Source organism: Streptomyces sp. NPDC041784 (genome assembly GCF_055591025.1).
In genome coordinates, this window is sequence record NZ_JBVJAB010000018.1 from 82,301 (window position 1) to 107,699 (window position 25,399).

Annotated in this window: 7 protein-coding genes and 2 pseudogenes; 5 read left to right on the forward strand and 4 right to left on the reverse strand. The window is 73.2% G+C overall.

Annotated elements, in window-relative coordinates:
* Window positions 1–18 precede the first annotated feature (18 nt).
* Window positions 19–858 carry an alpha/beta fold hydrolase gene (locus ACZ6D7_RS32375; RefSeq protein WP_469498526.1) on the reverse strand — a complete coding sequence of 280 codons (840 nt, stop codon included), beginning with the start codon at window positions 856–858 and terminating at the stop codon, window positions 19–21.
* A 129-nt stretch (window positions 859–987) separates the two neighbouring features.
* Here ACZ6D7_RS32375 and ACZ6D7_RS32380 point away from each other — a divergent pair, with 129 nt between their 5' ends.
* On the forward strand, window positions 988–1,596 hold the full coding sequence (locus ACZ6D7_RS32380; RefSeq protein WP_469498528.1) for a TetR/AcrR family transcriptional regulator: 609 nt from the start codon (window positions 988–990) through the stop codon (window positions 1,594–1,596).
* Window positions 1,597–2,012: 416 nt separating this feature from the next.
* Here ACZ6D7_RS32380 and ACZ6D7_RS32385 read toward each other — a convergent pair whose 3' ends face one another.
* Window positions 2,013–2,843, reverse strand: coding sequence for an enoyl-CoA hydratase/isomerase family protein (locus ACZ6D7_RS32385; protein ID WP_030949978.1), 831 nt, complete (start codon window positions 2,841–2,843; stop codon window positions 2,013–2,015).
* Window positions 2,844–3,227: 384 nt separating this feature from the next.
* Window positions 3,228–3,926 carry an SDR family oxidoreductase gene (locus ACZ6D7_RS32390; RefSeq protein WP_469498531.1) on the reverse strand — a complete coding sequence of 233 codons (699 nt, stop codon included), beginning with the start codon at window positions 3,924–3,926 and terminating at the stop codon, window positions 3,228–3,230.
* Window positions 3,927–5,347: 1,421 nt separating this feature from the next.
* On the opposite strand from ACZ6D7_RS32390, the pseudogene ACZ6D7_RS32395 reads away from it, so the two are divergent.
* Together ACZ6D7_RS32395 and ACZ6D7_RS32400 are read left to right on the forward strand one after the other, a co-directional pair.
* Window positions 5,348–5,749: pseudogene (locus ACZ6D7_RS32395) on the forward strand (transposase); the annotation flags it as partial.
* Window positions 5,746–5,940, forward strand: a pseudogene (locus tag ACZ6D7_RS32400) (helix-turn-helix domain-containing protein); the annotation flags it as partial. The pseudogenes ACZ6D7_RS32395 and ACZ6D7_RS32400, both read left to right, overlap by 4 nt.
* Before the next feature lie 61 nt (window positions 5,941–6,001).
* Here ACZ6D7_RS32400 and ACZ6D7_RS32405 read toward each other — a convergent pair.
* A complete protein-coding gene (locus tag ACZ6D7_RS32405; RefSeq protein ID WP_469498534.1) occupies window positions 6,002–6,754 on the reverse strand; it encodes an aspartyl/asparaginyl beta-hydroxylase domain-containing protein in 753 nt (250 codons plus the stop codon).
* 238 nt (window positions 6,755–6,992) lie between these two features.
* On the opposite strand from ACZ6D7_RS32405, the gene ACZ6D7_RS32410 reads away from it, so the two are divergent.
* Together ACZ6D7_RS32410 and ACZ6D7_RS32415 are read left to right on the forward strand one after the other, a co-directional pair.
* On the forward strand, window positions 6,993–14,915 hold the full coding sequence (locus ACZ6D7_RS32410; protein ID WP_469498537.1) for an amino acid adenylation domain-containing protein: 7,923 nt from the start codon (window positions 6,993–6,995) through the stop codon (window positions 14,913–14,915).
* Window positions 14,912–25,273 (forward strand): non-ribosomal peptide synthetase, encoded by a 10,362-nt coding sequence (locus ACZ6D7_RS32415; protein ID WP_469498540.1) that lies wholly within the window; start codon window positions 14,912–14,914, stop codon window positions 25,271–25,273. The genes ACZ6D7_RS32410 and ACZ6D7_RS32415 overlap by 4 nt, the downstream gene beginning before the upstream one ends.
* Window positions 25,274–25,399 lie beyond the last annotated feature (126 nt).

A 25,399-nucleotide genomic window follows, 5' to 3' on the forward strand; every position in this document is an offset into this window, starting at 1 on the left:
CCGTTCGCGCGCAGCTGCCTACTCGTCGAGGAACTGAAGAGCGTGCTGCAGGAACCGCTCGGGGTACTGGAACTGCGCTCCGTGCCCGGCGTCGGGGTAGATCAGCAGCTGGGCGTTGGGGATGTTCTGGGCGAGGTGCCATGAGTTGATCGAGGCGATCATCACGTCGTTCTCGCCGTTGAGGACCAGCGTCGGCTGGGTGATCGCGTTCAGGTAGGCGTAGGGATTCTCGCCCGGCAGCGGCTCCGCATAGGCCATGGACGCTTCGAACTGCGCCTGCCCGACTGCGGGCGAGCTCGGCGGGTCCTGGTCGGCCCGCTGGTGACGTCGCTCCCAGAAGGCCCGGCCCGCTTCGACCGCGGCTTGTGAGCGGCCGAAGAACAGGAAGAGGAAGTCCTCCAGGGTGGGGACCGGGTTCAGCGCCACCTCGGGCACCTTGGGGTCCATCGTCGGGTCCCCGCCGCGGAGGCCGGTGCCGAGCAGGAGGAGCTTGCGTACCAGCTGGGGGTGGCGCAGCGTGACCTCCTGTGCCTGGTAACCGCCGAGCGAGAAGCCGAGCAGATCGACCTGCTCCAGCCCCAGCGCCCGGATGACGGCGGCGATGTCGTCGGCCATGTCCTCGACCCGGTTGCGCGGCGTGCCGGATGACGAGGCGATACCGCGCCCGTTGAACAGGATGACCTCACGGCCTTCGGCCAGGCCGTCGGTGAGCAGGGGGTCCCAGTTGTCCATTCCCCCGCGGAAGTGCTGGACGAGGAAGATCGGGACGCCGGAGGGCTTGCCCCAGCGGCGGTAGGCGAACCGTTCACCGTCGACCTCGATGTACCGGGTCGGTGCGGTCACATGCGTGTCACTCATGGCCTGAGCCTTTCTGGAGGGGGCGAGCAATACGATGACGGTCGTAATTTAAAAAGTCAACCTTATAGATGTCGATCGACATCTATGTATGCTTGACCGTCGAGCGTCGACCGTGGAAGGGAGCTGGACATGCGGGTCACCAGGGCCCAGGCGGAACAGAACCGTGCGCACATCGTCGCGACAGCTGCCAGGCTGTTCCGCGAGCGCGGCTATGACGCTGTCGGCGTGGCGGAACTGATGGCAGCCGCCGGGTTCACCCATGGCGGGTTCTACAAGCACTTCCGCTCCAAGGCCGACCTGATGGCCGAAGCGTCCGCGAGCGGGCTCTCGCAGACCGCGGCACGGACAGAAGGCCTGGATCCCGCCGAGTTCGTCGAGAGCTACGTCTCCCGGGAGCATCGCGACGGGCGCGGCGACGGCTGCACCATCGCGGCCCTCAGCGGCGATGCCGCACGTCAGCCGGCGGACATCAGAACAGAGTTCGCAGCCGGGATCGAGAACCTGCTGACGGCCCTTCAGGCCCCAAGCGACACGCCGGGGGACGCGGACCAACGCGCGGCCCGCACCATGGTGATCGACATGCTCGCCCATTCGGTCGGAGCGATCATGCTGTCGCGGGCATGCCCGGACGATTCTCCGCTGGCGGACGAAATCCTTGATGTCTGCCGCAAGGAGATTCTCGCCTCGCTGGCGCACGGCAGCAGCGATCAGCCGGCAACACTGGGCCCAGAAGCCTGACCGCAGCCGACCGACGCAGGGCCGACCACCCGAGAGTCAGACACTGACGCAAAAGCCTGCGATTTCGAGCCGTTGGTGCGGCATTGCAGCAGAAACCCTCTCAAAGGATGGTCTGCGCCGCTGCCGAGAGCTGTTCATGTGCCGTCGGCGAAGTCACGGCACCGGACGCGAGAACGGTCGGTCCACTTGCACGTGGCGACGGTGGGGCATTGGCCGTCGCGTTTTCCGTGTTAGGACGCCGGTGGGTGCGGCGGGGCCCTCCGGCCGGGAGAGCCGGCGGCCGGGCTGCCGTTGAGACGTGCCCGGCCGCCGTGGGAACCCTGATGGGTGGGGGATGGAAGCTGCCCGGGGTGTTGCGGCGCCATACGGGCGCCCTGTGGGGCGCTGCGGTCGGTCGTGGGTGCGGTCGTGGGTGATCAGAGGGCTTCGCTGACCCGGCCGATGTACTCGCCCAGTTGGTACTCGACGTCGAGGCCCTTTTCGGCGGCCAGTGCGCCGAGCCCGACCGCACGCGCGGCGAATCCCGGCTGCGTCAGGGTGCCCGCGAACTCGCCGAAGGAGGCGACCAGGTGGGCGTCCGGCGGCAGTGTCGCCCGGTTGACCTGGGACTTGGCGGTCGCCAGTGCCTGCCGGTCGAAGGAGGCGAGGCGGGCGACGGTCGCGTCGACGAAGGCGTCGAGTTCCGCGTCGGGCAGGGTGCGGGTGACCCATCCCCAGCGTTCGGCCAGGTCGGCGTCGTAGTCGGCACTGCCGAGGATGGCCTCGAGCGCCCGGTCGCGGCCGATCGAACGGGGCAGTCGCTCGGCTCCCCCTCCGCCGGGGACGAGGCCGAGGCCGACCTCGGGCTGGCCGAAGAACGCCTTCTCGCGGCTGGCGTAGCGCAGGTCGCAGGCCAGGGCCAGCTCGTTGCCGGCGCCGCGGGTACGGCCCCGGATGGCCGCGATGCTGACGAACGGAGCCTTGCTCAGCCGCAGGACCATGTCGGTCCACAACGGGTTGTCGTCCTCGTGCTCGGGCGCGGGGAGGTCGGCGGCCGCGGTGGCGTCGAAGTGGTTGATGAAGAAGTCGGGAAGTTCGCTGGCGAAGACGACGACCTGGATGTCCGGGTCGTTCTCCAGCTCCGAGACGATCTTGTGCAGCGTCACGATGGACTCGGGGATCACCAGGTTCACGGGGGGATTCGAGAACGTGATCCTGGCGGTCCGCGGGGTCGTCCGCTCCAGGCGGATCGTGCTGGGCTGGCTCATGGCGTGGTTTCCATTTCCTGAGGGGTTGGGCTTGCGTGGCCGTGATCGCGTCCGGCGACCACGGAGCTGTTGCGCCTGGTGGGGTGCGGGTGTCGCCGACTTGTCACTCGGAGCTGCATCGGCTGGGCCGGCCCCGCCTGCACTTGTGCGGCATGGTGTGGGCTCCGTTCGTTCGAGCTGATGGCGAGCCATCGCCCGTTCCCCATTTGTATTACGGTCGTAATACAATAGGTCCGGAAACGCTCAGCAGGCAAGACCCGACACGTGGGGGAACTGTCGGCGGTCGTGTTGCACGTATGGCCGACCGACGAACCGTAGATGCTGTGCCGTGGCGTTCCCTTGGCGGACGTGCCTGGCGGTTGGCCCGTGGGGGGCGGGTGCTCCTCAGGGGAGCTGCGGGTAGAGCACCGAGACGCCCCCGGACAGTGCTGCCTGTGCCTGGCGGGCGGCGTTGTCGGCGAGGATCTCGTAGGAGCCGGCGGCGATGCCGTCCACAGCGATGCGCGCGATGTCGGCCGGGTCGGACTTGGCCGCGTCGACGGTACGGACCATGTCGGTGTCCATGTAGCCCACATGCAGACCGGCCACGCGGATGCCCTGGTCGGCCAGTTGCACGCGCAGGGTGTTGGTGAGCGACCACTCCGCGGATTTGGCGGCGCAGTAGGCGCCGAACTCCGGGAAGCTGACCCAGGACAGGCCGGACAGGACGTTCAGCATGGCCCCGCCGCCGTTGGCCGCGATCTGGGGTGCGAAGGCGCGGGCCATGGTCAGGGTGCCGAGGTAGTGGGTGTTCATCTCCAGGCGGATGTCGTCCAGGTCGGCGGTGAGCAGGTCGGCGCCGGTGGAGGAGCCCGCGTTGTTGACCAGGATGGTCACGTCGCCGGTGGCCGCGGCGGCGGCCGCGACGGAGGCGGGGTCGGTGATGTCGAGTGCGATCGGCTTGGCGCCGGGCAGGTCGACCTGGTCGGGATTGCGGGCGCCGGCATAGACGGTGGCGCCGCGGCTGAGCAGTTCGGCGGCGAGGGCCCGGCCGAAGCCCCGGTTCGCTCCGGTGACAAGGGCGGTGCTGGCGGAGAGGTCCATGAAGGTTCCCGGTGAAGTGGAGAGGAGATGACCAGAGCCCGGATGGCGTGGCCCGATGCGGCCCAGGTCCATTAAATTACGATCGTAATAGTAAGCAGGCTGAGTCAGTGATCGCAACCGATCCGCCTGGTGAACGACGCTGCGCCAGGCATCTTGGCCGGAGCACCGTCAAGGAGACAGGCGGATGGCGCCCTAGATCCGCCGCGCTCTACCGCGACATAGAGGACCCGGGCGAGGCGCCCACCGAGCCCGTGGCGGACCTGATCCTCAATCCGGGGAACGTCTGTACGTGCGTGCCGCGAGGCCTGTGACACGCGGCCTCCGCCGATCAGGGCACCGCTCCCTGCCAGGCATTCACGGTGAGGCAGCCGCCCGCCTTGGCCGCTGAAGCCGCGGGTGATGGCGCCGGCGCCGCTACACGGCGGAGAGCTCCCCGGCATGGTCGACCAGGAGCTCGCCGACCTCATCCGGCCGGGCCTGACCCCGCACAGGCGTGTGTTCTGGGGGTCGCGTCATGCCCAGGAGTGACGGACTTCTGGCCGCCTCGGGTGCGCCACACTGGAGGGAGGCGGTCGATGCCGTCGCTTCAACCCTCCCTGACCGCCGCCAAGTTGCGGGAGTGGAGAAGGTGGCGGCCGTCGACACCGACCGCGTCGCCGTACGAGAGCAGTTGTGAGGTTCGGGGAAGCTGTCACTGAGATGTTCGGTTTCGCGTGTCACTGGTGAGAAGCTGCTTTTGCGCTGATCAGCAGTTATCTGCCGAGCTGATCACGATGTCAGTGGTCCGAATCATGTGGTGACGTAAAGCCGTATCGTCCGGTGTCACCTTCACCGAACCTCCTTCGTGGCGAGCCTGCCATGGTCCGTCCTTTCGAACCCACCGGTGGTGCGATGACCAATGCCTATGCGGTCCCGAGTGCCGTGCCGTCAACACGCTTCCCGCAAGCTCGGCTGGATGCCCGATACCCGACCACCAGCCTCCGGCTACACCGGAGTACTCAAGGCTGACTGCCCGTGATCCGCCTTCGGTGCTACGGGCGGTGAGAATGGGCTGATGCGATACGCGTGGCGACGGTCGTTGCGACCCCTGCAGGCCGAGGGCAGTGGCCGGGTCGATGCCTTCGATGGCGGGCGAGATGTCGGCAGTCCGGTGCGGCTGGACGAGATGCCGGATGTGCCGGTCGTTGTGGTGTGGGGGGAGCGCGGTGCGGGCAAGTCCGTGGCTCTGGACCAGGAGCACGGCCTGCTCAGGGACCAGGGTGCAGAGGCTGCGCCCTGGCTGCATCTGGGTTGCGTCCAGGGAAGTGGTGTACGGGTTCGACCTGATCCGGGGGTTTGCCCCGGCATCGGGATGGTGCCCGCATAGATGAACGGCCACCGGCTGATCTTCGAGATGTCGAAGCTCGAAGGAGATCAACACGATGACCGCACCAGACAGTCTGCCCCTGCACGCCCTCGCCGAGGACAACCTCGCCGCGGCGAGTCCCGATCTGCTGCGTGCGATGATCAAGACGTTCGCCGACGCGCTCATGTCCGCGGAGGCCGACGCCCTCTGCGGCGCCGAATACGGCCAGGTCAGCGACGAACGCGTCAACCACCGCAACGGCTACCGCCCACGCGAGTGGGACACCCGGGCCGGGACCGTCGAACTCGCCGTCCCCAAACTGAGGCAGGGCAGCTACTTCCCGCACTGGCTCCTCGAACGGCGCCGGCGGGCCGAGCAGGCCCTCATCTTGGTGGTCGCCACCGCCTACCTTCTGGGCGTCAGCACGCGCAGGGTCGAGAAACTCGCCGAGTCCCTCGGGGTCACCCAGCTGTCCAGACCGGCACCACACCGCTGCAGTGGCTCCACCGGGCCCGCATCCGCCAGGCCCAGCATCTGCTGGAGACCTCGGACCACTCCGTGGAACGCATCGCGACGCAGGTCGGCTTCGGCTCCCCGACCGCCTTCCGCGACCGTTTCAAGCGCACCACGGGCGTCAGCCCGCACGCCTACCGCCGCTCCTTCAGCTGACCGCGCGTCAGCCGCCGCGCGTCAGCCGGCCGCGACCCGCGACCCGCGGGCTGTCGGTCCCTCAGGCCTCGCCGGTGAGCTGGCGGACCTCGGTGACCAGCGAGGTGAGGGCCTCGCGCTCCGGCACCGTGGTCTCGGGATGCCAGAGATCGACCAGGAGACAGGTGCGCGGACGGCTGCCGTGGTTCCACGCCTCGTGCTCGAAGGAGTAGTCGAACAGCAGGCACTCGCCCTCGGTCCACCGGCGCGCCTCCCCGGCCACGCTGATGCCGCATCCCTCGGGGATGTCGACGGCGAGATGCAGGTTGATGCTGAAGTTCCACAGGTCGCAGTGCGGCGCGATGGCCGCGCCCGGCAGCAGCGTCGAGAAGTGACTCTCCAGCAACGGGCAGATCAGCCCGGTGTCGACGGCCGTCTCCTGGAGGACGCGGAACGCCGTCGGCACGAGCGGTTCCGACTCCAGGACGGGCTTTCCCGCCCGGTAGAGATAGAGCGCCTGCCAGTCCTCCTGCCGCACCAGGTAGTGCTCGTAGTCGGAGAAACGGCCGCGCCGCTCGGCCCAGGCCTCGGCCAGCTCGTCCCGGATCGCGGCGTGCCCGGCCTCGAAGGCCCGGACCACGGGGGCGATCTCGGGGTGCTCGTACCGGTCGTGCCAGGGCTTGCGGGAGATACCCGGCATGATCCACTTGGCCTGCTTCTGCAGGGGGTCCCGGTCCAGCGGGTCCGCGTCGAGCATCCGCGTGACCCGGTCGATCGACCGGGGGCCGTACTCGTCTCTGATCGCCGCGAACGCGGCTTCGATCTCCGGTGTCATGCCGACGCCTTCCTTCCCTGCGACCTCGTTGCCGTCGAGCAGCGTCGCCGGAACGGAAGAACTCCGAAAGTCGCTGATTCACGGGACCGGAATTCCACGGCGGGTATTTCTATGACGGGCCGCATTCCGTGGTCAAGAGCCTTGTTCCCGTGACTTTCCGGGCCCGCGTTCCGCCTCGCACAGTGGACGTCGACCCTGACGTCGCCCGTCGTCACGCCGAGTGAGATGAGACAGCCGGATGTCCGCTGAGGAGCGCGTTCGTCTTCCCCTGACAGCCTCGCAGGCCGGCATATGGGTAGCCCAGCAGCTCGATCCCGAAAGCTGCGACTACCACATCGCCGAATACCTGGAAATTCATGGCGCGGTCGACGCCGGCCTGTTCCAGGAAGCCCTGCGTACCATGATCGCCGAAACCGATTTCCTGAACGTGCGTTTCGAGGAGGAGGACGGCCGGGCCTGGCAGGTCCCCGAGGCAAGGCCGCCCCTGGAACTGGAGACGGTGGACGTCAGCGGCCACCCCGACCCGCGGGCCGCGGCGGAGGAGCACATGCGGGCGACGCTCGCCCGGCCCACCGACCTCACCCGTGGCCCCTTCACCCGCTACCTGCTCTTCCGCGCCGGACCCGAGCGCTGGTTCTGGTTCCACTGCGCGCACCACATCGTCGCCGACGGCGTCGCGGGCGCCCGGATGAACCGCCGGGTCGCCGAGGCGTACACCGCGCTGGTCGACGGCACCCCGCTCGCGCCCACCGACGCCGCGCCGCTGCGGCAGGTCGTGGCGGAGGACACCGCCTACCGCGAGTCCGAGGAGGGCGCGCAGGACCGGGCCTACTGGCTGGAGCGGATGACGGACCTGCCGGAGACCGTCGCCTTCGGCGGCCGCACCGGCGTGACCCCCTCCGGCCGCGTGCTGCGCCTGCGCACCGACCTCGCCCCGGAGACCGCCGAGGCGCTGCGGAACACCGCCCGCCGCGCCCGCACCCGCTGGACGGTCGTCGTACTGGCCGCGGCCGCCGCCTATCTGCACCGGATCGCCGGTGCCGAGGACGTGGTCCTCGGCATGCCCGTGACCGGCCGTTCCACGCCGGCCGCGCGCGGCACCTGCGGAGCGTTCTCCAACATCCTCCCGCTGCGGCTCGCGGTCACCTCCGCCACCAGGTTCGACGACCTCGTACGGCAGACCTCGCACGCCGTGCGGGAAGGACTCCGGCACCAGCGGTACCCCGTCGAGGACCTGAAGCGCGAACTCGCCCTCGGCGACACCGGCCGCAGACTGTGGGACGCGGCCGTCAACATCATGTCCTTCGACTACGACGTCACCTTCGCGGGACTGCCCGCCACCGCCCACAACCTCGCCGTCGGACCGGTCGACTACCTGTCGCTCAACGTCTACGAGCGCGGCGACGGCACGATCGGCCTCCAGTTCGAGGTGGACGCGGCCCGCTGCGACCTCGACGAACTCGCCGCCCACCAGAACCGCGTCGCGGACTTCGTCGCCCGCGTCGCCCGGGCCGACGAGGACACCACGGTCGGCGGGATCGACATCCTGTCCCCGGCCGACCTCGGGCTGCTGCTCGCATACGGCGACGGCGGCACCGCACCCGTCCCCGACATCGGTTGCCTGCACGAGCTGTTCGAGGAGCAGGCCCGGCGCACCCCGGACGCGGTGGCCGTCGTCTGCGCCGGCGAGCGGCTCACCTACCGCGAGCTGGCGGCGCGGTCCGACGAGGCCGCCCGGCGGCTGCGTCCGTTCGTCGGCCCGGACCGGCCCGTCGGGATCTGCGTCGACCGCTCTTTGGGCATGGTCACCGCGGTGCTCGCGGTCCTCAAGGCGGGCGGCTGCTACGTCCCCCTCGACCCCGGACTGCCGCCGCGCCGCCTGGAGTACATCGTCAGGGACGCCGGCATCGACACCGTGGTGAGCCGCCCCGAACTGGCCGGCCGGCTGCCTGCCGCCGTACGGAACGTGATCCCCGTCGAGCCGCCGGCGGAGGCCGGGTGCGCCGCATCGGACACGGCGCCCGCCGACGCGGACACCGTGCCCGCCGACGCCGACGCCGACACTGTGCCCGCCGGCACGGACACCGTGCCCACCGCCCCGCGTCCTGCCGTCGGACCCGCCAACGCCGCCTACATGCTCTACACCTCGGGCAGCACCGGGCAGCCCAAGGGAGTGGTCGTCAGTCACGCGGCCGCCGTCGGTTTCACCCTCCAGAACCTCGCCGCCTGCCGGGTCGGCCCCGGCGCCCGCTTCCTCGGCTTCGCCGCGCTCACCTTCGACGTCTCGGTGCTGGAGACCTTCGGCGCGCTGCTCGGCGGAGGCACGCTGGTGCTGGCCACCGACGAGGAGCGGCTGGACATCGACCGGCTGCAGGCCCTGATGGCCGGTCAGGCGGTCACCATCGCCGACCTGCCCACCGCCCTGATGCCCCTGCTCGACCCCACCGCCCTGCCCGCGCTCACCTTCGTCTCCACCGGCGGCGAGGCGCCGTCCGGTGACGTCGTGGACCGCTGGGCGGCCCCCGGGCGCGAGGTCTGGAACACCTACGGCCCCACCGAGACCACCGTCGTGGTGGCCATGCACCGCTGCACGGCCCCCTCGGGCGGCACCGCCCCGCCGATCGGCCGGCCCACGGTCAACCACCGGCTCTACGTCGTCGACGCCCAGCTGCGGCTGGTGCCGCCCGGCACCCCGGGCGAACTCTGCGTCTCCGGCGCCGGTCTCGCGCGCGGCTACCTCGGCCGGCCCGGCCTGACCGCGGACCGGTTCGTCCCCGACCCCTGGTCCGCCGCTCCCGCAGCGCGGATGTACCGCACCGGCGACATGGTCCGCTGGAACGACCTCGGCGAACTGGAGTTCCTGGGCCGCATCGACCAGCAGGTGAAGATCAACGGCCACCGGATCGAACTGGGCGAGATCGAGACCGAGCTGATCCGGCACCCGTCCGTCGCGCAGGCCGTCGTCCTGGTCCAGGAGACACCGGCCGGAGGGAAGCGACTCGTCGCCCATGTGGTCGGCGGCACCGGACACGAACCCCTGCCCGCCACCCTCCAGGCCCACCTCGCCGAGGCGCTTCCCCACTACATGGTTCCGCACACCTACGTGGTCCGGACGGACCTGCCCCTGACCACCAGCGGGAAACTGGACCGCAGGGCCCTCGCGGAGACGCCTCCGGCACCCGAGCCGGACGCCGCCCCTGCCCCGGCCCCCCGCTCCGCGGCGGAGGAGACCCTGTGCGCTCTGTTCGCGCAGGTGCTCGGCCGGGAGTCCGTCGGCGCCGACGAGGCGTTCTTCGCACTCGGCGGTGACAGCATCACCGCGCTGACCCTGGTGAGCCGGGCGCGGGCGGCCGGTCTCACGATGACCCTGCGCGACGTCTTCACCCACCGCACGCCCGCCGCCCTGGCCCGCGAGACCGCCGATCCGCAGGCGTCCGCGCCCGCGCCCGCCCCCGTACCGGCGGCCACGGACCCGCTCCCCGCCGAGCCCATCACCCCCGAGGTCCCCCTCACCCCGATCATGCGCTGGCTCCTGGACAGCCCCGGCCCGGTCGACCGGTTCAGCCAGTCGGTGCTGGTGCAGACCCCCGCCGACGCCGACGAGCGACGACTGGCGTCCGTTCTCCAGGCGTTGACCGACCACCACGACATGCTGCGCCTGCGGACCGTGCCGTCCCCGGGGTCCCGCCCCGGCTGCCACATCCGGCCCCGGTCCCGCGCGGCCGACCACCTCACCCGCGTCGACCTCGCGGGCCTCGACGAGGAAGCCCGTCGCGCGGTCGTCGCCCGCGAGACCGAGGCCGCCCCGAGACGGCTGGACCCGGCGGCCGGCACGGTGCTCCAGGCGGTCTGGTTCGACCACGGCCGCGACCGGCCGGGCCGCCTCCTGATCTGCCTGCACCATCTGGTCGTCGACGGCGTCTCCTGGCGGGTCCTGCTGGCCGACCTGGCCGAGGCCTGGGCGGCGGTGTCCGCCGGCGAGCCGGTGCTCCTCCAGCCGGTGCGGACCTCCTTCCCCGACTGGGCCCGGCACCTGACCGCACTGGCCCGGCACACGTCGACCACCGGGCAACTGCCGCGCTGGCGCGAGGTCCTCGCCCCCGCCGATCCCGGTACGGCCGCCGCGCCCGCCCCGTTGACCGACCGGCTCCCCGACCCCGTACGCGACACCGCGGCGACCGCCCGCAGCCTGACCGTGACCCTGCCCACGGAAGTGGTCCGACCGCTGCTGACCAGCGCCCCCGCCGCCCTGCGCACCGGCCCCGACGAGCTGATGCTCGCCGCCCTGGCGCTGGCCGCCCACCGCCGGCAGCGGCGCGTCGACGGCACGGCGCCCGCCTCCCTCCTGGTCGACCTGGAGGGCCACGGCCGGGACGCCGATCCCACCGGCGCCCTCGACCTCTCCCGTACCGTCGGCTGGTTCACCACCCAGTACCCGGCCCGGTTCGACCTGCGCGGGCTCGACCTCACCGGCGCCTGGCACGGCGGGCCGGCGCTGGCCGAACTGGCCCAGCGCGTACGGGACGGCCTCGCGGCCCTGCCGGAGCGCGCCGGTTACGGCCTGCTGCGCCACCTCGACCCGGCCGCCGGCGCCGAACTCGCCGCGCTGCCGCAGCCGCCCATCCTGTTCAACTACCTCGGCCGGTTCCCCGCCGCCGACGGCGGCCCGTGGACCCCGGCACCCGAGAGCGGCGCCCTGCGGGCCGACACCCCGCCGGACATGCCGGCCGAACACTGCCTCCAGATCGACGTCCTGGTCCGCGAGGAGCCGGGATCCGCCGAACTGACCGCCGTGTGGACCTGGCCGCGGGCGCTGCTCTCCGAACCGGAGGCCGCCGCCCTCGCCGAGGACTGGACCCGGGCCCTGCGGCTGCTGGCGGACTGCTCCGCCGCGGCACCCCGGCTCACCCCGGCCGACTGCCCCTTCGTACCGCTCGACCGGATCCGGCTGGACCGGCTCATGGACGCCCACCCCGGCCTGACCGAGGTCCTCCCGCTCTCGCCGCTCCAGGAAGGCCTGTTCTTCCACGCCTCCTACGACGAGCAGACCGTCGACGCCTACACCGGCCAGCTCGTCCTCGATCTGCGGGGCCCCCTGGACCTCCCGGCCCTGCGCGAGTCGCTGCACACCCTGCTGCGCCGTCACGACGCCCTGCGTGCGGGCTTCACCGACCACGGCCTGACCGAGCCCGTCCAGATCGTCCTGGCCGAGGCCGACGCCCCCCTGGGGGTGGCCGACCTCTCCGGACTGGGAGCGGACCAACGACGGGCGGCGCTGGAGGAGTTGCTGACCGAGGACCGGCTGCGCCGCTTCGACCTGGCCCGGCCGCCCCTGGTGCGCTTCACCCTCGTACGGCTCGGGGAGACGGAACACCGCCTGGTGATGACCAACCATCACATCCTCTGGGACGGCTGGTCGGCCGCGGTGCTGCTGAAGGAACTCCTCGCCGGTTACGCCTCCCGCGCCGGACACACCCCGTGGACCCCGGAGCCGGCCGCGTCCTTCCGTTCGTACCTGGACTGGCACGCCCGCCAGGACCGCGCCGCGGCGGCCACCGCCTGGCAGCGGGCCCTGGACGGCCTGGAGGAGCCCACCCTGCTCGGCGGCACCGGCCTCAACCGGGTGGGCGTCCTGCCCGAACGCACCGTCGTCGAACTGGACGCCGGCCTCACCGCGCGCCTGACCGCCCGGGCCCGGTCCGCCGGAGTGACCCTGAGCAGCGTGGTCCAGGGCTGCTGGGCGATCCTGCTCGGCCGGTTCACCGGCCGTGACGACGTGGTCTTCGGCGGGACGGTCTCCGGCCGCACCCCCGACCTCCCGGGCATCGAGACCATGGTCGGGCTGCTGATCAACACCCTCCCGGTGCGCTTCCGGATCCGGGAGGACGAGCCGCTCATCGAGGCCCTGGCACGGTTCCAGGACGCCCAGACCCCGCTGCTCGATCACCAGCACCTCGGCCTCGCCGAGATCCAGCGCGACAGCGGACTCGGCACCCTCTTCGACACGGCCGTGGCCTTCGAGAACTACCCGGTCGACGAGGAGACCCTCAACGGCTCGGCCGCCGGGCTCCGGCTCGCCGGAGTCCTCGGCACCGACGCCACGCACTACACCGTGAACCTCGTCGTCCTGCCCGGCGAGCGGCTGTGCCTCAACCTCGACCACCGGCCCGACATGCTCGACGCGTCCACCGCGCGGAGCATGGCCGACGCCCTGCGGCGCCTGCTCACCGCGGCGGTCGAGCAGCCGGCGCTCCCGGTCGGGGAGGTGGAGCTGCTGTCCGACGAGGAACGGCACCGCGTCCTGAGCGAGTGGAACGACACCGCCCACCCCGTGCCCGAGGGCACCCTGGTGGACCTCTTCGAGCGGCAGGCCGCCCGCAGCGCCCACCGCACCGCCACCGTCTTCGCAGGGGAGACCCTCACATACCGGGAGCTGGACGCCCGCGCCGACCGGCTGGCCGAGCGGCTGCGGGCCCGGGGCGCCGGACCGGAGGGCATCGTCGCCGTGGCCCTGCACAGGTCGACCGAGATGGTCGTCGCGCTGCTGGCCGTCCTGAAGTCGGGCGCCGCCTATCTCCCGGTGGACCCCGGCCTGCCCGCCGACCGCGTCGGGTACATCCTGGCCGACGCCGCCCCCGCCCTGCTGATCACGACGGGCGCCGCGGCCGCCGTGCTCCCGGACGACCCGGCGGTGCCACGACTGCTCGTCGACGCCGTCGATCCCCTGGACGCCTCGGACGTCTCGGACGCCCCGGATGCCTGCGACCTTGCCGCCGCGCCCCGCCCCACCGGCTCCAGCCCGGCCTACGTCATCTACACCTCGGGCTCCACCGGCCGGCCCAAGGGGGTCGTGGTGGCGCACGACGCCATCGTCAACCGACTGGCCTGGATGCAGGCCGCGTACCGGCTGGACGACACCGACCGGGTGCTCCAGAAGACGCCGTTCGGGTTCGACGTCTCCGTGTGGGAGTTCTTCTGGCCGCTGCTGGAGGGCGCCACGCTGGTGGTGGCCCGGCCGGACGGGCACAAGGACCCCGTCTACCTGGCGCGCACCATCCAGGAACAGCGCATCACCACCGTCCACTTCGTGCCCTCGATGCTCGCGGCCTTCCTGGAGGAGCCGTCGGCGGCCGGCTGCCGTTCGCTGCGCCGGGTGGTGTGCAGCGGCGAGGCGCTGTCCGAGCAGGTGCAGAACCGCTTCCACGAACTGCTCGGCGTACCGCTGCACAACCTGTACGGCCCCACCGAGGCCGCCGTGGACGTGACCTTCTGGGAGTGCCGTCCCGGCGCCGGCCCGGTCCCCATCGGCCGGCCGATCTGGAACACCCGGCTGTACGTCCTCGACGCGGCGCTGCGACCCGTGCCGGTGGGCGTCACCGGCGAGCTGTACCTCGCCGGGGCGGGCCTGGCCCGGGGATACCTGGGCCGCCCCGCGCTCACAGCGGAGCGTTTCCCCGCCGACCCGTTCGGCCCGCCCGGCGCCCGGATGTACCGCACCGGCGACCTCGCCCGCCGGCGTCCCGACGGCGCGGTGGAGTACCTGGGACGCACCGACGACCAGGTCAAGATCCACGGGTTCCGTATCGAACTCGGTGAGATCGACACCGTCCTGGCCCGGGTGCCCGGGATCGCCCGCAGCGCGGTGATCGTCCGGGAGGACAGCCCGGGGGAGCGCAGGCTGGTCGGCTACGCCGTACCCGAACCCGGGGTCCCGTGCGACCCGGACGCCGTACGCGCGGAGCTGGCCCGCACCCTGCCCGAGTACATGGTCCCGGCCCTGGTCGTCGTCGACGACCTGCCGCTCACCCCCAACGGCAAGCTCGACCGCCGGGCACTGCCCGCCCCCGCCGTGCCCGCCGACCGCTACGCGCCGCCCGCCAACGAGACCGAGGAACTCGTCGCCGAACTCTGGGCCGACGTCCTGGGCGTCCCGATCGTCGGACGCCACGACAGCTTCTTCGCCCTGGGCGGTCACTCGCTCGGCGCCACCCGGGTGATGGCCAGGCTCCGTCACTCCCTGGGCCTGGAACTGCCCCTGCACACCCTGTTCGACCACCCCACCGTCGCCGGGCTGGCCGGCGCCGTGGAGACGGCGCTGCTGGCGGAACTCATCGAGGCCGGCAGCGAGCGCCCGCACACCCACCAGGGAGGGACCGCGTGACCATCGAGGACAGCAGAGCGATCGAGACGACCGTGGACGGCCGGCTCGCGGCCGCCCGCGATCTCCTGCGGCGCAGGGTCCGCGCCGCCCGCGACCGGGGGACCACCGGCCCGGCCGCCGCCATCCCCCCGGCCACCGGCGACCCCGTCGCCTCCTTCGCCCAGGAACGGCTCTGGCTGACCGACCGCATCCTCGGCGACACAGCAGGCTATGTGGTGCCCGAACTGCTGCGGCTGCGCGGCCCGTTGGACGCCGAGCGGCTGCGGCAGGCGCTGACCGCCGTCGTCCGGCGCCACGAGCCGCTGCGCACGGTCTTCGAGGAGCACGACGGCGCACCCCGCCCCGTGGTCCTGCCACCCGGCGAGGTACCCCTGCCCGTCCGTGACCTGGCCGGCGCGGACGCCGGCGACCGTGCGGGGCACGCCCTCGAACTGGCCGTGGCCGAGGCCCGCAAGCCCTTCGATCTGGCGGTCGGCCCGCTGGTGCGGGCCCTGCTCGTGCGGCTCGCCGCCGACGACCACCTCTTCCTGCTGGCGGTCCATCACATCGCCACCGACGGCTGGTCGATGGCCCTGCTGTGGAAAGAACTCGGCGCCGCCTACCGGGACCTGGCCTCCGGAGACGGCCGGCGGCCGGCCGGGCTGCCGGCCGTCTACCAGGACTGGGCGCACTGGCAGCGGCAGCGCTTCGCCCGCGGGGAGCTGGACGGCTCCCTGAGGCACTGGGAGGAGCGGCTGAGCGGCCTCGCCCCGCTGGAGCTGCCCACCGACCGGCCGCGCCCGGCCGCCCGCAGCGGCCGGGGACAGACCGTGGAGTTCACCCTTCCCGCCGAACTCACCGACCGGCTGCGGAGCCTGGCGCGTGCCGGGGACGCCACCGTCTTCATGGCGCTGGTCGCCGGTTTCAAGGCGCTGCTGGCCCGCTGGAGCGGGGGCACCGACGTGGCCCTCGGCACCCCGGTCGCCGGCCGGGAGCGGATGGAACTGGAGCCGCTGATCGGCTTCTTCGTCAACACCGTGGTGCTGCGCACCGAGATCCCCGCCGACCTGACCTTCCGGGCACTCCTGGAGCGGGTGCGCCGGGTCACCGTCGAGGCCTACGACCACCAGGAGGTGCCGTTCGACCGGCTGGTACGGCGGCTGCGCCCCGAACGGGTGCTGGACCGCAACCCGCTGGTCCAGGTCATGTTCGCCGCGGCCCAGGACGAGACCGGGGGATTCGAGCTGCCCGGCGTCCGGGCGGAGGCGGTCCGCGCCGACTTCGGCGGGGCCCAGTTCGACCTGAACATGTTCGTCACCGAGCGCCCGGACCACTGCGCGGGCACGCTGGTCTTCGACACCGACATGTTCGACCCCGCGACCGCGCGGCGCCTCGTCGCCCACTACCGGCGGCTGCTGGAGAGCGCCACGCGGGACCCCGACCGGCCACTGGGCGAACTGGACCTGCTCGGCCCCGACGAACGGCGGGAACTGGAGCGGTGGCAGGGCCCCGAGCGGGAGCTGCCCTCGCAGACCCTCCCCGAACTCTTCGCCCGCCAGGCCCGGCGGACCCCGGACGCGGTGGCCGTGGCCTGCGGTGACACCACCCTCACCTATGCCGAACTCGACGCGCGCGCCGACCGGCTCGCGCGCCGGCTCACGACGGCCGGAGTGGGCCCGGAGAGCCCGGTGGGCCTGCTGATGGAGCGCTCCGCCGACCTGGTGACGGCCGTCCTCGCCGTCCTGAAGGCGGGCGGCTGCTATGTGCCGCTGAACGACCGCCACCCGGCGGAACGCTCGCACGGGATGCTGGAAAGGGCCGGGGCCGTCCTCCTGCTCGCCGACCGGACCACACGGGCCCACCCGGCCGTCACCGGGGCCCCCGTACCGGTGCTGGACGCCACCGAGGACACCGGGGAGGACCTCGGCGCCGACCCCCTGCCCCCGCGAAGCCCCGCCCAGGCCGCCTACATCATGTACACCTCCGGCTCCACCGGCGAGCCGAAGGGCATCGTCGTGACCCACGGCAGTGTCGCCGCCCTCGCCCTGGACCAGGGCTGGGGCGACGCCCACCAGCGGGTGCTGGCGCACTCACCGCACTCCTTCGACGCCTCCACCTACGAGCTGTGGGTACCGCTGCTGTCCGGCGGCCGGGTCGTGATGGCCCCGCCCGGACAGCTGGACACCGCGACCCTCGGACGCCTCGTCACCGAGCACGGGGTGACCGCCCTGTTCCTCACCACCGCCCTGTTCAACGTGGTGGCCGAGGAGTGCCCGGAGATCCTGTCCGGGGTGCGCGAGGTGTGGACGGGCGGCGAGGCCGCCTCGGCCACCGCCTTCCGGCGGGCCCGGGACGCCGCCCCTGGCACAGTCCTCACCAATGTCTACGGCCCCACCGAGACCACCACCTTCGCCACCCGCCACCGCTATGACCCGACGGCTCCGGACGAGCCCCGGATACCGATCGGCACCCCGCTGGACAACACCCGCCTGTACGTCCTGGACGACGGGCTGCGCCAGGTGCCGGTCGGCGTCCCCGGGGAGTTGTTCATCGGCGGCGTCGGCCTCGCCCGCGGCTACCTCGGCCGGCCCGCCCAGACCGCCGAACGCTTCCTCCCCGACCCGCTCGGCGCGCCCGGCGCCCGGATGTACCGCACCGGGGACCTCGCGCGATGGCGCGCCGACGGCACCGTCGAGTACCTCGGCCGGGCCGACACCCAGGTGAAGGTCAGGGGCTTCCGGATCGAACCGGGCGAGATCGAGGCCGCCCTGGAAGCGTGCCCCGGCGTCGACCGGGCCGCGGTGGTCCTGCGCGAGGACCCCCCGGGACAGCGGCGCCTCGTCGCCTACGCCGTCCCCGCGCCCGGCGCCGCCCCGCCGCTCCCCGGCGACCTGCGCCGCGCCCTCGCCGCCCGGCTGCCCGACTACATGCTGCCCGCCGCGTTCGTGGTGCTGCCCGAGCTGCCCCTCACCGCCAACGGCAAGCTCGACCGGCGCGCGCTCCCGGCGCCGCCGGCCGACGCGCCGGGCACCTACACCGCACCGGCCACGGACACGGAGCGGGCCGCCGCTGCCGTCTGGACGGAGGTGCTGGGCGTCGACCGGGCCGGCCGCGACGACGACTTCTTCGCCCTCGGCGGTCACTCCCTGCGGGCCACCCGCGCGGTGTCCCGGCTCAGCGGGCGCCTGGGCACCGAGATCCCGCTGCGCACGCTGTTCGAACACCCCGTCCTGCGGGCGTTCGCCGCCGCCGTCGACACCCTCGCGGTGCCCGCCGCCGCCCAGGACACCATCCCCCGCCGCCCCGAGAGCCCGTCCGCGCCGCTGTCGTACGCCCAGCGGCGGCTGTGGTTCCTCGACCAGCTGGAGCCGGGGCGGCCCGACTACAATATCCCCGTGGTGGTCCGGCTCGACGGCCCGCTGGACGCGGCGGCCCTCGCGAGCGCCCTCGGCCGGGTCGCCGACCGCCACGAGGTGCTGCGGTCCCGTATCGCCGTGGACGGCGGGCGCCCGGTGCAGATCGTCGAGCCCGGCGAGGTCTTCACCACCGAGCTGACCGATCTCTCCGCGCTCCCCGCGGACCGGGCCGGGGCCCAGGCGCTCGACCTGGCCCGCGCCGACGCCGCCACCCCCTTCGCGCTCGGCAGCGCGCCGCTGCTGCGGTCCCGGATCGTCCGGATCGCCGAGGACGCCCATCTGCTGGTCCTGGTGCTCCACCACACCGTCGGCGACGGATGGTCGCTGCCCGTCCTGTGGCGGGAACTGTCCGCCGACTACGCGGCCCGGCTCCGCGGCACCACCGCCGGCCTGCCCGAACTCCCCGTCCAGTACGCCGACTTCGCCCACTGGCAGCAGCGGCGGATGGACACGGACGGCTTCGCCGGGGAACTGGCCCACTGGCGCGACACGCTCGCCGGGACCACTCCGCTGGAGCTGCCGACCGACCGGCCCCGACCGCGCGTGCGCTCCGGCGCCGGCGACACCCTCACCTTCTCTCTGTCCGCCGACCTGCGCGACCGGCTCACCGCGCTCGGACAGGAGCACGGCGGCACCCTGTTCATAGTGCTGCTGACCGGCTTCAAGGCGCTGCTGGCCCGCTGGAGCGGCCAGACCGACGTCGCCGTGGGCACCCCCATCGCCGGCCGCGGCCGTATCGAACTGGAGCCGCTGATCGGCTTCTTCGTCAACACCCTCGTCCTGCGCTCCGACCTCACCGGCGACCCCGCCTTCACGGACCTGCTGGCCCGGGTCAGGGACACCGCGCTCGCCGCCTACGACCACCAGGACCTCCCCTTCGACCGCCTGGTCGAGGAACTCCGCCCCGACCGCGACCTCGGCCGCAACCCCCTCTTCGACGTCCTCTTCCAGCTCCACCCCGAACAGCTCGACTCCCTGCCCCTGCACGGCGTGTCGGTACGGGTCGAGGACGTGGACAACGGCACCGCCAAGTTCGACCTCAGCCTCGCCGTCACCGAACTCCCCGACGGCCTGCTCGGCACCCTCCAGTACGCCACCGACCTCTTCGACCGCGCCACCATGGAGCGCTTCGCCGACCACTACGTCCGACTGCTGCACAGCGCCCTGGCCGACCCGGGCAGCCCGCTGTCCCGCTTGGAGCTGCTCACCCCGGCGGAGACGCGGGCGCTCCACGCCCCGCCGACGGCTGCCGAGCCGGCCGCGCGATGCCTGCACCGGCTGGTGGAGGACCAGGCCCGCCGCACCCCCGACGCCGTCGCCGTCACCTCCGGCCCCGAACACCTCACCTACGCCGCACTCGACCGGCGGGCCAACCGGCTGGCCCGGGCCTTGCGGGAACGTGGAGCCGGCCGCGGCGACACCGTCGCGGTGTTCCTTCCGCGCTCCGCGGAGACGGTCGTCGCCGTGCTCGCGGTGCTCAAGGCGGGCGCCGCCTTCGTCCCCGTGGACCCCGCCCACCCCGCCGAGCGGATCAGGACCGTCCTCGAGGACAGCGGCGCCGCCCTGGTCATCGCCCGGGGCGCCCACGACGCCGTACCCGAGAGCACACCCGTGCTCGACCTCGACGCCGAGCGCACCCGGATCGGGACCCTCTCCGGCGACGACCCGCGGCTGCCGGCCGGCCCGGACGACCTCGCCTATGTCCTGTACACCTCCGGCTCCACCGGCCGGCCCAAGGGCGTGGCCGTCCGGCACGGCGGCATCACCGGCTATCTGGCCGCCCTGACCGGCACCTTCGCCCTGGACCAGCGGGACGTGGTGCTCGCCCGAACAGCGCTCACCTTCGACCCTGCCGTCCGCGACCTGTTCGCCCCGCTGAGCACCGGCGGCCGGGTGGTCCTCGCCTCCGACGACCAGGCCGCCGACCCCGAGGCGCTGCTCGCCCTGATGGAGGAGCAGCGGGTCACCGCCGTCCTGTCCGTCGTGCCCTCGATGCTCGGCGAACTCGCCGCCGCCGCGTCCGGCCCGACCCGCGCGCCGCTGCGGCTGGTCATGACCACCGGCGAGGCGCTCACGCCGAGCTGCGCCCGCGAGGTCCGCCGCCTCGGCGCCGGCATCCGGCTGGTCAACCAGTACGGGCCCACGGAGTGCACCAACACCTCCACCTACCACGTCGTCACCGACGAGGACATCGACGGCGGCCGCATCCCCATCGGCGGCCCGCTGCCCGGCGTGCGCTGCCTGGTCCTCGGCGAGCACCTGGAACCGCTGCCGACGGGCGCGGTCGGCGAGCTCTTCATCGCCGGACCGGGCGTGGCCCGCGGCTACCTCGGCGACCCGGCCCGCACCGCCACCGCCTATCTGCCCGACCCCTACGGACCCGCCGGGAGCCGTATGTACCGGACCGGCGACCTGGTGCGCCGACGCGCGGACGGCGCCCTGGAGTTCCACGGCCGGCGCGACAACCAGGTGAAGGTCCGCGGCCACCGCATCGAACTCGGCGAGGTGGAGGCGGCGCTGCTCCGCCACCCCGACGTGGCCCGCGCCGTCGTGGCGGCCCACGGACAGGGAGTCGACCGGGAACTCGTCGGCTATGTCGTCCTGCGCGCCGGGGGCGATCGCACCGGCCTGCCCGACCTCCTGCGCGCCACCCTGCCCGAGGTCATGGTGCCCGCCGTCCTGGTCGAACTGGACGCCCTGCCCCTGCTGCCCAACGGCAAGGTGCACCGGGCCGCCCTGCCAGCCCCCGACGGGGAGCGGACGCGGCGCGCGTACACCGAGCCGAGCACCGCGGCGGAGCGCGCCGTGGCCGCCGTCTGGGCCGAGGTCCTCGGCTGCGAACAGGTCGGGGCGTACGACCACTTCTTCGAACTCGGCGGCCACTCCCTGCGCGCCGCCCGCATGGTCTCCCGGCTGCGCGAGACGCTGGAACGCGAGATCCCCCTGCGCCTGCTGTTCCAGCACCCGGTCCTGGCGGACTTCGCCCGCGCCCTGGACGCCACCGACCGCGCCGAGGCGGGGATCCCGCCGCTGCCGAAGGGCCCGGCACCCCTGTCCTTCGGACAGCAGCGGCTGTGGCTGCTGGACCAGCTCCAGCCGGGGCGGCCCGACTACAACATGCCGGCCGCCGTGCGGTTCACCGGGCCCCTGGACCGGGACGCCGCGCTCGCCGCCCTGCGCGCGGTGGCCGAGCGGCACGCGGTGCTGCGGTCCCGGATCGTCCTCGGCCCCGACGGCCCCCGCCAGCGGACCGAGCCGGCCACCGTGTTCGTCCCTGAGGCGACGGACCTGTCGGACCTGGACCCGGCGCGGGCCGAGGCACGCGCCCGGGAGCTGGCCGAGGCCGACGCCGCCCGCCCGTTCGACCTCTCCCGCGCGCCCCTGCTGCGGGCCCGGCTGATCCGGCTCGCGGCCGACGACCATCTGCTGGTCGTCGTCGTCCACCATCTCGCCTTCGACGGCTGGTCGGTCGGCGTGTTCTGGTCCGACTTCCGCAGCGCCTACCGGGCGGCGACCGACCGGGGCCCCGCCCTGGCCCCGCTGCCCGTCGGCTACCGGGACTTCGCGGCCTGGCAGCGCGAACGGCTCACCGGCGCCCTGCTCGAGGGACAGCTCGCCTACTGGCGGCAGCGGCTCACCGCGACCGCCCCGCTGGAGCTGCCCACCGACCACCCCCGTCCGGCGGCGCCCTCGGGCCGCGGCAACCACGTCGACTTCACCCTCCCCCCGGCCCTGGTGGCCGGTCTGCGCGCCCTCGGGCAGCGGGTGGACGCCACCCTGTTCATGGTGCTGCTGGCCGGATTCCAGGCGCTGCTCGCCCGCTGGTCGGGCGGCACGGACATCGCCGTCGGGGCACCGATCGCCGGCCGTGACCGAGCCGAGCTGGAGTCCCTGATCGGCTTCTTCGTCAGCACCCTGGTCCTGCGCACCGACCTCTCCGGCGACCCCACCTTCGAGGAACTCGTGGCGCGGGCCCGGGAGACGGCCCTCGGGGCCTACGCCCACCAGGACGTGCCGTTCGAGCGGCTGGTGGAGGAGGTGCAGCCGGAGCGCGACCTCAGCCGCCACCCCCTGTTCCAGGTCATGCTCGTCCTCAACGACGAGACCGAGGAGCTGCCCGCGCTGCCCGGCCTGACGGCCGAGCCCGTGGCGCTCAGCAACGGCGGCTCCAAGTTCGACCTGTCCCTCTACCTGACCGAGGACGCCGACGGACTGCACGGCCACGCCGTGTTCGCCACCGACCTGTTCGACCGGGGGACCGTCTGGCGGATGACGCGCTCCTTCGCCCGGCTCCTGGAGGCGGCGGTCGCCGCCCCCGGCCGTCCCATCAGCGCACTGGAACTCCTCGACGCCACCGAGCGCGAGGAGCTGACGCACGGCCTGAACGCCACGGACGTCCCCGTGCCGGACACGACCGTCCACGCCCTGATCGCCCGTCAGACGGCCCGCACCCCGCGGGCGGTGGCGGTCCGCGACGAGCGGCGGACGCTCACCTACGCCGAACTCGACGAGCGCGCCGAACGGCTCGCGGGCGCCCTGCGCTCGCGCGGTGTCGGACCGGAGTCGGTGGTGGCCGTCTGCGTGGAGCGCTCGGTGGACCTGCCGGTGTCCCTCCTCGGCGTCCTCAAGGCGGGCGCGGCGTACGTCCCCGTCGACCCCGCCTATCCGCGCGAACGGGTCGACCTGATGCTGGCCGACAGCGGCGCGCGCGTCCTGCTGACCGGCGGGGACGACGACCAGGAAGCCGTACGGCCGCCCGCCGGGGTGGAGACCCTGCGGGTGGCGGACGCGGTGACGGAACCCCGGCGGCCGTCTCCCAACGCGCCCGAGGCGGCTCCCGACGGGCTCGCCTACCTCATCTACACCTCCGGTTCGACCGGCCGCCCCAAGGGCGTGATGGTGCCGCACCGGGGCGTCGTCAACTTCGCCCTCGACATGGCCGCCAGGCTGGAGATCACCGAAGCCGACGTGGTCGCCGCGGTGACCACCGCCTCCTTCGACATCGCCGTCATGGAGCTCCTGGTGCCCCTGGTCCGGGGAGCCACCGTCCACATCGTCCCCAGGGACACCGCCCGCGACGGCGGCCGGCTCGCCAAGGAGCTGGACCGGGCCGGCGCCACCCTCGTCCAGGCCACCCCCGCCACCTGGCACCTGCTCATGCAGACCGGCTGGCGCAACCCGCTCGTGCGGGCCCTGTGCGGCGGCGAGGCACTCCCGCCGGTCCTCGCCGAACGCCTGCGCGCCGCCGTGGGCGGTGTGTGGAACGTCTACGGGCCCACCGAGACCACCATCTGGTCCACCGCGCACAAGCTGGGCGACGAGGCGCCGGGCCGCCCCGTGCCGATCGGCCGCCCCCTCGCCAACACCCGCGTGCACGTCCTGGACGACCGGCTGCGCCCGCTGCCCGTCGGCGTCTACGGCGAGCTGTACGTCGCCGGCGACGGCGTGGTGCGCGGCTACGCCGGGCGCCCCGGGCTCACCGCCGACCGCTTCCTGCCCGACCCGTTCGCGGCGCCCGGCGGCCGGATGTACCGCACCGGGGACCTGGTCCGCCGGCTGCCCGACGGCACCCTGGAGTACCGGGGCCGGGAGGACGGCCAGGTCAAGGTGCGCGGCCACCGCATCGAACTCGGCGAGATCGAGACCGCGATGGCCCGCCACCCCGAGGTCGCCGAGGCGGCCGTCGCGGTCCGCGGCACCGGCGTCGACGCGATCCTCGTCGGCTACGTCGTGTGGCAGAACCCCGGCGGGAACCCGCGGGCGCTGGCCGAGACGCTTCGGGAGAGCCTGCCGGACTTCATGGTGCCGTCCGTGCTGGTGGACCTGGACGCGCTGCCGCTCACCCCCAACGGAAAGCTCGACCGCAAGGCACTCCCGGCCGTCGACCCGGCCCGCGCGCGACAGGACCTACTGCTGCCCCGCGACGCGCTCGAACTGCGGATGGCCCGCCTCTGGGAAGAGGTCCTCGACGTCCGGCCCCTCGGCGTGCGGGACGACTTCTTCGCACTGGGCGGCCACTCCCTGAAGGCCTTCGAACTGATCGCCGCCGTCCGCCGGGAGCTGGGCGTCGAACTGCCGCTCAACCTGGTGTTCCGCAAGCCCACCGTGGAACTGCTCTGCGAGGCGCTGCCGGACGCCGACGAGACCGCCGCCCGCCTGGTGGTGCCCCTCGCCGACGGCGACCCGGAGCAGCCCCCGCTGTTCCTGGTCCACCCGCGCGGCGGCGACGCCTGCTGCTACCTGCCGCTCGCCGGCGCCCTGGGCGGCACCCGGCGGATCTACGGCATCGAGGCCGTCGGCCACAACACCGCCGAGCCGCCGCTGCGCCGGGTCGAGGACATGGCACAGCGCTACCTGACGGAGATCCGCCGGATCGCGCCGCACGGCCCGTACCTCATCGCCGGCTGGTCCTTCGGCGGCACGGTGGGCCACGAGATCGCCCTGCGGCTGGAGGCGGCGGGCGAGACGGTCGCCTTCTTCGGCGCCGTGGACACCGCCGCCCCCGGCCGGGAACCGTACGAGCCGGGCGCCGACGGCCGGTCCGACCTCGTCCGCCACGGCGTCGCGGCCGGTCTGGACGCCCGGGAGATCCAGGAGCTGGACGAGGACTCCCTCCTCGCGGCCCTGGTCCACCGGGGCCACGAGCAGGGCAGCCTGCCCCGCCGCGCCCACACCGACGCCCTGCGGCGGATGCTGCGGGTCGCGGACGCATGCGGCGAGGCGGCGGCGGCCTACCGCCCGGACGGCGTGCTGCGGGCCGACGTCCGGCTCTTCACCGTCGCCGAACGGCATCCCGAGCTGGACACCCCGCTCGTCGACCCCGGCGCCTGGACCCCGTACACCCGGGGGCGGGTCCACACGGTCCCCGTCCCCGGCAACCACCACACGCTGCTCGACGCCCCCCACGGGGCCGTCCTCGCGGAGCGGCTGTCCGCCGCCCTGGAGCAGGCGCTCACCCCCTGAACGCGGTGGCCGGCCCGCCCCCGTGGGCCGCCCCCCCCAAAACCCCCCCCCCCAAAAAGGGGTCCTTCTCCCCCGCCCCCAAACAGGCCCCTCGCCCCAAGGGGTTCCCTGGAGCAAGCAGATGCG

Bases quoted from the DNA above. Each gene is read 5' to 3' on its own strand.
- ACZ6D7_RS32375 (WP_469498526.1), bottom strand. From the start codon at position 858: ATGAGTGACACGCATGTGACCGCACCGACCCGGTACATCGAGGTCGAC.
- ACZ6D7_RS32390 (WP_469498531.1), bottom strand. From the start codon at position 3,926: ATGGACCTCTCCGCCAGCACCGCCCTTGTCACCGGAGCGAACCGGGGC.
- ACZ6D7_RS32380 (WP_469498528.1), top strand. From the start codon at position 988: ATGCGGGTCACCAGGGCCCAGGCGGAACAGAACCGTGCGCACATCGTC.
- ACZ6D7_RS32410 (WP_469498537.1), top strand. From the start codon at position 6,993: ATGTCCGCTGAGGAGCGCGTTCGTCTTCCCCTGACAGCCTCGCAGGCC.
- ACZ6D7_RS32385 (WP_030949978.1), bottom strand. From the start codon at position 2,843: ATGAGCCAGCCCAGCACGATCCGCCTGGAGCGGACGACCCCGCGGACC.
- ACZ6D7_RS32405 (WP_469498534.1), bottom strand. From the start codon at position 6,754: ATGACACCGGAGATCGAAGCCGCGTTCGCGGCGATCAGAGACGAGTAC.